This window comes from Oligoflexus sp., assembly GCF_035638955.1.
Taxonomy (GTDB): domain Bacteria; phylum Bdellovibrionota_B; class Oligoflexia; order Oligoflexales; family Oligoflexaceae; genus Oligoflexus.
The window spans coordinates 23,264-31,762 of sequence record NZ_DASQYZ010000446.1; the positions used below are offsets into that span (position 1 = coordinate 23,264).

7 protein-coding genes are annotated in these 8,499 nt (G+C 49.7%); 1 reads left to right on the forward strand and 6 read right to left on the reverse strand.

From position 1 onward, the window contains the following. Nucleotides 1–48: 48 nt before the first annotated feature. On the reverse strand, nucleotides 49–717 hold the full coding sequence (locus VE954_RS36675) for an SGNH/GDSL hydrolase family protein (protein ID WP_324962498.1): 669 nt from the start codon (nucleotides 715–717) through the stop codon (nucleotides 49–51). A 138-nt stretch (nucleotides 718–855) separates the two neighbouring features. After that, nucleotides 856–1,740, reverse strand: coding sequence for a LysR family transcriptional regulator (locus VE954_RS36680; protein ID WP_324962500.1), 885 nt, complete (start codon nucleotides 1,738–1,740; stop codon nucleotides 856–858). Between the two features lie 111 nt (nucleotides 1,741–1,851). Here VE954_RS36680 and VE954_RS36685 point away from each other — a divergent pair, with 111 nt between their 5' ends. Next, nucleotides 1,852–2,511 carry a protocatechuate 3,4-dioxygenase gene (locus VE954_RS36685; protein ID WP_324962502.1) on the forward strand — a complete coding sequence of 220 codons (660 nt, stop codon included), beginning with the start codon at nucleotides 1,852–1,854 and terminating at the stop codon, nucleotides 2,509–2,511. Between the two features lie 20 nt (nucleotides 2,512–2,531). Here the strand turns inward: VE954_RS36685 and VE954_RS36690 are convergent, their stop codons facing one another. The 4 genes from VE954_RS36690 to VE954_RS36705 form a co-directional block, all read right to left on the reverse strand. Continuing rightward, entirely contained in the window at nucleotides 2,532–3,698 is a 1,167-nt protein-coding gene (locus VE954_RS36690; RefSeq protein WP_324962504.1) for a hypothetical protein, read from the reverse strand. A 214-nt stretch (nucleotides 3,699–3,912) separates the two neighbouring features. After that, nucleotides 3,913–7,074 (reverse strand): hypothetical protein, encoded by a 3,162-nt coding sequence (locus VE954_RS36695; RefSeq protein WP_324962506.1) that lies wholly within the window; start codon nucleotides 7,072–7,074, stop codon nucleotides 3,913–3,915. 433 nt (nucleotides 7,075–7,507) lie between these two features. Beyond that, nucleotides 7,508–7,957: a hypothetical protein gene (locus tag VE954_RS36700; RefSeq protein WP_324962508.1), complete on the reverse strand. Its 450-nt coding sequence runs from the start codon at nucleotides 7,955–7,957 to the stop codon at nucleotides 7,508–7,510. A 120-nt stretch (nucleotides 7,958–8,077) separates the two neighbouring features. After that, nucleotides 8,078–8,499, reverse strand: a 422-nt coding sequence (locus VE954_RS36705) for an alpha/beta hydrolase (protein ID WP_324962510.1), incomplete at its 5' end; no start/stop codon positions are given.

Genomic DNA, 8,499 nt, shown 5'->3' on the forward strand with positions numbered 1-8,499 from the left:
CCATCCCGGCAGCAAGCCTGGACGGCATGGGGGAAGGAAATATCGTTTTCAGCTCCGGGCTGCCATCATATTTTCAATCAAGTCAGCAACGTAAGCACTGGCAATAGGTCCAAGGTGCAGGCCATCCGGGAGGAGGTCACGTATGGTATAGCGTTTGGTTTGGTAAACGAGGTGGCGATCCCTTTGGATCTGTTGAAACACGTCACTGAGCGGCACCAGGTAACACTGGCTGTAGCGGGCACAGGCTTCCTGCAGCTTCTGATTCAAGAGGGGGCGTTGCCCCTGCAGCCCCGGCAGCAAATCAGGTATGTCACCCAATATGATCGGGATGCGGGCGCCTTCGGCATCCTTGACCAGTTGCTCCAAGGCGGCGACACTGGCTGGACCGGTGGGGTAAATGGAATCCCAGAAAAAGAGATCCACCCCAATGATGACCGAGCGATCTTTGTAAGATTGCTGCGACAGGTTCTTTAGCACCGTGTGGCCCGGTGTTCCATTGTAAGCAATGGTTTTGATGTTGTGAGGTTCTGTATATCGTTTGCTTAATATTGTGCCGGGGCCTGGTGCGGCATAGCCTGCACTTACACTGGCTCCCAGAATCAAAGGTGTTTTAAATGTAGGTCCAAGGTCTTTGGATTGAGCTTTGGCCGATAAAAGTGTCGCGCCAAGGGTAAATGTTGTCACGATAATATTCTTTAGCCTTTCCAGCTTTTTCATGGGGATCGATAGCTCCAGATCATAAATGCAATGGGGACCAAACCCCAGCCAAAATAGTGTTTTGTGTATGAAAATATACTAAGCAAGCGCTGCTGTTTGCCGAAATTTGGGTGCGGTGAACTTTTGGCACCGCTTGGTCTAGAGCTGGAGATCGCATTCAAGCGCCTCAACCAAAACTTTTTCCATCTGCTTCATGAACTTTTTAACAGCCTGATTCGCAGCATAATCCGCCCGGTAGATGAGCTTGATTTCATCCTTGAAGCTCGGCGCGTCAGGCACTTTGAAGGCGGTTGGGGCATGAAGTCTCTGCACGCGGGCGGGCAGAATCCCGATGCCTCCAGAACTACGAATCAAGGCAGCACATACTTCCAGACTCGCGCTCTCGATAATTCCCTTGAACGCGTAGCCTTGGCTATTGACATGACGCAATAGAACCTGAGTTTGGATGAGATGGGGTTCGACGATCAACCAGAGGTTCTCTGCATCTGCAAGAGAACTGAGCGGTCTGGCTGCAAAGAATGTTACCTCGTCCGTGGCCAGATTACGAATGACCAGCTCCGAAGAACGTAGGGGATTGATGGCAATGGCGACATCGACTTCGTAGTGGAGAACCTGATCCACCAGACGACGTGACAAATCATGTATCAAAGATATTTGCAGACGTGGGAATTCCCGGTGAATGAAACTCATCAAGGAAGGGAGGATATATTGAGCGGCACTGACATGACAACCGATTCGAATCCGACCCGACAGCTCATGGCTGACCCAAGACGTGTGACTTAGTGTTTGTCCCCACAAGCCAAGAATTTCGTGGGCCCGATCCAGTACGACCTTGCCCGCCTCCGTGAGCTGTACGCCCGACTTTTGCCGCAGGAACAGCGGAGAACCCACGCGCTCTTCGAGTTTTTTAAGGGCCTGGCTTAGAGAAGGCTGAGAAAAACCGAGGCTCTGTGCGGCCCGACTGATATTACCCAACTTCGCTATCTCGATGAATCCAGCGAGCTCATGGTAAGTCGGCAGCATAAGCAATCTCCTATGGCAGCTATCAAGGTTTCGTTTTTTACTCGACGCAGCTTTTGGTGTAATTCATTTTTGAAACCAATCTTTCCATCGCTTTTTCAAGGAGACACGACCATGGGATCATTCTTAAACCGACGTAAGCTCATTCAAGCCTCATTTTTCGTGGGTGCAGCTGGTCCGGCAGGCCTGGCTCTTGCGCAGGATGCATGCTTTGGGACCACTTTACCATCACAACCTGAAGGACCCTTTTATCCCGTTAAACCCCAGCGTGACATTGACGCCGACTTGACTCGAGTCGTAGGCAAGACCCAGGCAGCCCGGGGTGAGATTCTTGATCTTTGGGTGCAGGTTCAAGATGAAGACTGCCAGAACATTGAGGGGGCCCTCGTGGATCTTTGGCAAGCCTGCGCAACCGGTAAATATAACCACCCACGTGACCCCAACACGGCCGACCTGGATCCGAATTTCCAGTACTGGGCCAAGGCGTATACGGATGCCAGTGGTCGCGTTAAGCTTCGAACCATCAAACCCGGCGCTTATCCGGCCGCCGAAGGTTGGATCCGCCCTCCTCATATTCACTTTAAAATTTCAGCTCCTGGTTTCCGTGAGCTGACAACTCAGATGTATTTTGCGGGTGAGGCGTTGAATCAAAAGGATCTTATTCTACTGGATTTGCCGCTTGAGGAGGGGAATCGGTTGATCGTTCGTTTTGATCGCGAAGAGGGGGAGGTTATTCCCAAGGGTGTGTTTACCGTGCAGTTGAAAAGAGTTTGATGCAGCAGCTGAGGGTTGCTTTACTTTGCATATATGAATGTCAGGCCCATGTTCATCTGGAGGCCGTTTCTTTCCGCCTGCGCTGGCTCGAGCGGTTTCTCGACCATGGCCTGAAGCGTGAATTTCAAGAAGGATAAATATTTGGTCCCGGCGTGACCCAGGACAGTGATGCCAAGGCATAACGCTGGTTGGGCCTTACGCCGGCTGTGGCCTTTAGCATCCGCATAATCGAGGGCGAGGTTTGCTGTCAGGATATCGTTGCGGCCTCCGCCGCGGCCCATCAACATCCCGACATTGATTTGTTCAGGTATTTTTTCAGGCAGTTCGAGTTCGAGGCCATACTCGGCTGCCTTGCGCTCAAGGTCCTGCTGACTGGATTTGAGCTGGCCGTAACGTTTCGGCAGCTGCCGCTTGAATGAGCTACCTCCAGCATTCAGGACCGCGATACCGAAACCCGACGGGTTGTCGGTGTAGGGCTGATACAAAAGGCCAATGTTGTGACCGTCTGCGTTGCCAAAGGATGCCTTGGTAAAGTCACGGTAAGGTATGCTTTCGGCTGCGGATGGGTCATTCTCGATGGTGGTCTTGTAGGCTTCAATCTGTTCAGTCGTAAGTCTCTCTTCGAGATTCGACTCGATCAGAAAGTATTTTGAATAGCCAATCGCCAGGGGGCCGATACGCATCGCAAGACCACCAATGGTTCCTGTGCGAAGTGTAATATCGGCCTGGAAGGTGGGTTGCTCTGCGTCTGGTACTGGGCCGGCTGTGACCTCGGTGCTGGCAAAGCTCTGCACACCCACATAGGGGATCACGAAATCGATGAGCCTGGCATTGACCACGGCACTCAGGGGTTGATCCGAGAGAAGCAGGTCATAGGCACGCTTGAGGTCCGCATCACCGGTGGATTGCGGATTCGTTTGGCCGATTTCACTTTTTTCTTCGCTTCGCAGCAGTCTTTTATCGGCAATGGCTTCAACCCCGAGCAGGCGAAAATGAAATCGATTGTAGATGAGGCAGGCAGGATTATAGAAAAGGGCACTACCACCGCGCGCGCTCATCGTCATGGCTTCCGCTCTGGACATGGCATCGACGTCCTGGATCAGGCCGACGGAGCGCTGCGACCGGGCCGAAGCCAGCGGTGCAAGCAGCAGAATTATACCGCCGAGAAAGTAGGTTGAGGTCGACATTCCCCGCCCAATGCTTGGCCTTCGGAGCATGCAACACTATCGGATGGGGTCTGGATTTGCTGATGGAATTGGATAAAATGTCGATAATTTCAATAGATTGGATGACGTCTCAACGCGCAGTCCGTTGTGAATTTTATGGAGGATATGATTGCCTATCAAGGTCCGGTGGGGTTTGCCATGGAGGGACCGAAAGGTCCCTTCGTGCAGTTTGTTATCACTTACGGACAAATGAATCCGGGTTCTTGCAGCCTTGCTTACGAATCGTATCAAAGCCAAAGACGTTGTATTTGTTAGCGCCCCAACTTTTGGCTGTGAAAATAACAGTTTTTAGGGCTGGAATAACCCATGTTTCATCAGCTGAAACCCAACTGCAGGACCAATCCGAAGATTTCACTTTGGAAGCACACTCAGCCATATCACTGGCAAAGTTCAATGGCTTAATGTTACCTGTGCTGTCTGTGGCCTTATAGGATTGAAGGATTTTGGCGCAGGAATTGGTTTGCGGTTGAAGCAAGGCTTCCGGATCAGCACAGCCATTTTTCTTTACCGTCTCAAAGCTGAAGATATTATACTTTGAAGTGCCCCAACGATCGGCTGTAAACACCACCGACTTCAAGCCTGGAATGATCCAAGTCTTATCTGCAGCAACCCACGAGCAGGACCAGTCTGCGGCTCGGATAGGCTTGCCGCATTGATTCATATCAGTATCGAAACTGGATGGTTTGGCCAGCGTCATGCCATCCTTGGTAGGATAGGCCTTCAGATTACAGGCATTTGAAATCGTACCTGAGTTCGTGTTGTTGCCCGATGACGACGTCAGAAGCTTCCAGACCATGGCTGAAGTCTTGTCACAAACAGGAACGTCGAGCCAAACCAGCTTCTGAGGGTCACCGGCGATGAGAAAGCCATCAAATGATCCGTTGATCGTCAGCTTATTTGCATTGCTCGCGGCAACCAAAGTCCCGATTTGCTGACCGCATTCGGTGCTATTCAATGTGTAGTTGTAAACCCGGTCGAGGTCGTTGCTGGCATTTTTGTTGAGAACTAATTTCAGCTTGGCCCCGCTGTTGTTGGCGTAAGAATACTCAGCCTGGTCAAGAGGCTTTTTAAGTGGCGCGGCTTCGGGTGTGAAAAGCACCGGGATATCCCGGACGATGATAGGCATGTCCGGAGCCATGCAGGTCATTCTCACCAGGCTCAATTCGTAGGGTTCCAAGCTTTGAGCTTGAATGGTCTGCTGCACAAAGAAGTTTTTCGGATATTCATCATTGTCCTTGATCAAAGACGGCGTTCCGCCCTTGCTGGTCCAATCCAAGGTACAGTCGAGAACGCCGGTATAGTTTTCGTCTACGCTGTCGATGTAGGCTTCGGCTTCGATCTGCAGATTGCCCGACGACACACTCAGGGCTTCCGCTGGCTCCGTCGTGATATCCGTCATCGTCCTCAACTGCCCGGACTCCAGATGCGTGATCTTGAAGAGAGGATTAATATTCGCAGGCAGGGGTGTTTCAGGTATCCGGCTCAGCGGGGGATGACCAGGATAGATCTCGCTATGGTCGAACGCGATAGTCGCGGACGACTCCACTCTGCGACCGATGGCATCCGTCACGGCGAATTTGAAAGAGCCACCGAAGTACGAGTTTGTTGGGCGGAAGATAAAGTTTCCGCTTTCGGCTTCAAAAGTGAAGTACGTAAACTCGTTAGGTTTGGTCAGCAGTTCATAACGTAAGGGAGGAACACCACCCGAGACGCCTCGCGCCACGGTATTGTATACGGTCGGATTGTCATTCTTCTTGGCTTTGATAGTGAAACCCACGTTAGGAATCGCGGACAGATATGGGTATTCTGTGACTCCCAGTAGGTTGGCGACATAGATACAGTCCCACACCATCGAGATTTTTTCACTATTGTTGTTGGCGTCGGGAGTGAACTCATCTTGTTCATTGGTTTTCCATCGCCAGAAACTCTCGTGATCAAATGCGCCCAATTTAGTCAGATATTGGATTTTTTCTTTTTTTATGCTTTCAATCGATAGACACTGTGTGATCAAAAGGCCAGCAATGGCTTCCTTGGTAAAAGCAGGGTTGTTACTGATGGCAAGAAAAAGCGGGTTATTGGGCTGTTTGTTGGTAAGTCTGCCAGCCAACCTCGACGTTTTCATTCCCAGATTTCGACGAACAAGAATATTGAGTGCCGCCAAGTGAGACTTGTTCATATTAGTGAAGCTGTTGGTAGAGAGAGCCATATCCTCGGAATCAATACCTAGACCATCAAGTATCGGTGAAACAAAGGGAGGGTTTAGACCGAGGCGTTCCCAAATCTTATTTGTATAGGCCATCTGGGTAGGGGACATCACGCAATTCACGTCATCGCAAACGCGTGGAAGCGCAAGAACAGCGGCCCCCATACTGACAACGCAGCGGCCTATTTCCTGTTCGTTAAGAGGTTGGTCAATGGTTCTTATCGCTCCCTCGGTACACAATGCAGTGGCAGCAATAACTGCCTTGACATAGGCCTGACTATCTTTGAGGCTTTCCTTAATACAGGTCTCGACTCCCCTGGTTGAAGACAGGCAGCCTTGTACTGTTTGTGCATCGCGCGTCAAGGCATTTACTGTTGTTTCAAGCTGACCATACCATTTACTGTTTTTAGCTTTCTCATTGATGCGCGCCAAAGCTTCCTGTCCGGCGCGAGGTACATTCGACACTGCTTTTTTCAAGTTCTCCGTGCTAAGCGTTGGGAGTTTGATGTTCGCGTTAAGACTTAGTTTTTGTCCAGGAAGGTAATTACTAAGATCGTAGTCGCTATCTTCGATCATTTGATCAATGGGATCGACACTGGTTAAACAAAATTTGGTGTTTTCGACGTCGCATTGCTTGGCTTCGGTGACCTGTTGATCAAAAGACTTCTGCCAGCTTAAGGCAAATTTTCTCTTGGTTTCGAGAGGAACAATATGATCGGGCAGCGACAGCCAAAAGAGGGTTGCCATCGCATGATCCTTGGACAACATGCCGTATTTCGATGCATTGGGCTGGTCCTTTAAAAGAGGATTGCGCCGCAGCTGTCCCGAACTCTCCAGCGAGTTTGGAATTACCGAGCAAGCTGCCCGTTCACCTGAAGCACAAAGCATGGCGGCATACATGAGAGTATCGCCGCCCGTACCAAACGTTATGGGATTTTCCTTGTCTACAGCTCGCTCTGTCGGAAATCCTGCGTTCCAGCCCTGGACGTCATCAATCTTCTTCTCGACTATGGCACGCCAGAGGGATTTTTTGACTTTCAAATCCGCAAGATTGGTTTGTGCGTTAGCCGTGCTGGCGCAGGCCAATATCGGGAGAACGCAAAGAATCATTTTCACCAGGTCATTCGTTTTCATAGGGCACCATGAGAGGTTTAAGCTTCGGCAGTGAGCTATTTGTGCACGTTTTCTTGAAATAAGCTGTATGAGTAAAGGAAAGGTTGGGCTATGTCAATGTCTTATTGGCATAGATAGATGTCTTTTATCCCCAGAAAATTATTTGACTTTCACGACAATAACCGTCCGGTATCTTAGAAAAATAAACTAACCGTTTCCGATTAATGATCTAACAGGGGAGGGGAAGAAAGGCGAGAAAAATCCGGTATCGCGTGAAATAAGGGTTTTCAAGGGGTTCGCAACTGTGGTTCACAGTCGGTGCCCATGAAAACTTTGTCATGCTAGCCCAGGAGTTGCCATGGGCGCCTCGGGTTGCCTTGGAGCGGATTTTTAAGAATTTTACAGAATAGGGACTCAGATTATTGAAAATCTGAGCGCAATTGCAGGGCTATCTTCATTTATAGCGGGACTTCATGTAGTCCTGGCAATCATCAAGATCATCGTATTCACTCAGATCACTTGTGTTTTTGCAGGTAAGGTCTATTCTGGTGTCACCTTGAGTCATGACGGCAACTTCACCAGTATATCCACTGAAAACATAAGTCTTGCCTTCAAAGTCAACTTCACAAGTTTCGAGCTTCCCCAAAAGTGATTTGAGTACAATTGGTTTGTCTGAAACGTCCAGATAACAACGAGTGTAGTGCTGTGTCAGCGCCGGGCCTTTGTTCCTTGATTTATACTCGAAGCATTCTAACGTTCCAGTGCCGAAGACATAAGTGTTGTCTTTGTCGAAGCAGTATTTTCCTGCCTTGGTGATCTTTACCGTCCATTCAGGCAGGGGTTTATCTTTACAGGAAATAGGAAGTAGCAGAGCGACTGCCCACATGATGTGTACTTTGTTCACGGTTCCTACCTATTCTTCGACAATTTGCCTGCTCGAACACCTTGAACGGAATGCCTGAAACTCGGAATGGCCTGTCTATTCTATAATATCTTATCATAAATGCTAACGACTTTCACAAGATCAGGAACCCGGGGCATTGCGTTGCAACGCCTTAATCATCAAATCCCAATCCAACCGATGCAACTCATGACCAGCACCTTTTAAAGGCACCAACGTCGCGTTAGGTATCACACGCGTTAAGTACTCAGCATGAGGGAAGGGAAGGACCGGATCCTCGGATCCATGAATAATTAAAGTCGGAACATTGATACGATTCAACTGCCCCTCAGCCCATTCCCCGCCACTCAGCAAAGCATGATTGAACATACTGAGCAGACATGTCGAACGACGATATTCCTCTTGAGCGATACTACGAATCAAAGCCTCATCAAAAGGATGACGACTCCCAGCGGTCACGCGCCAGCCATCCACCATAAAATCCACAGCAACTCGCTCATTACCCCAATCCACATCACCCGCATGCGCATGGTGATCCAACACCT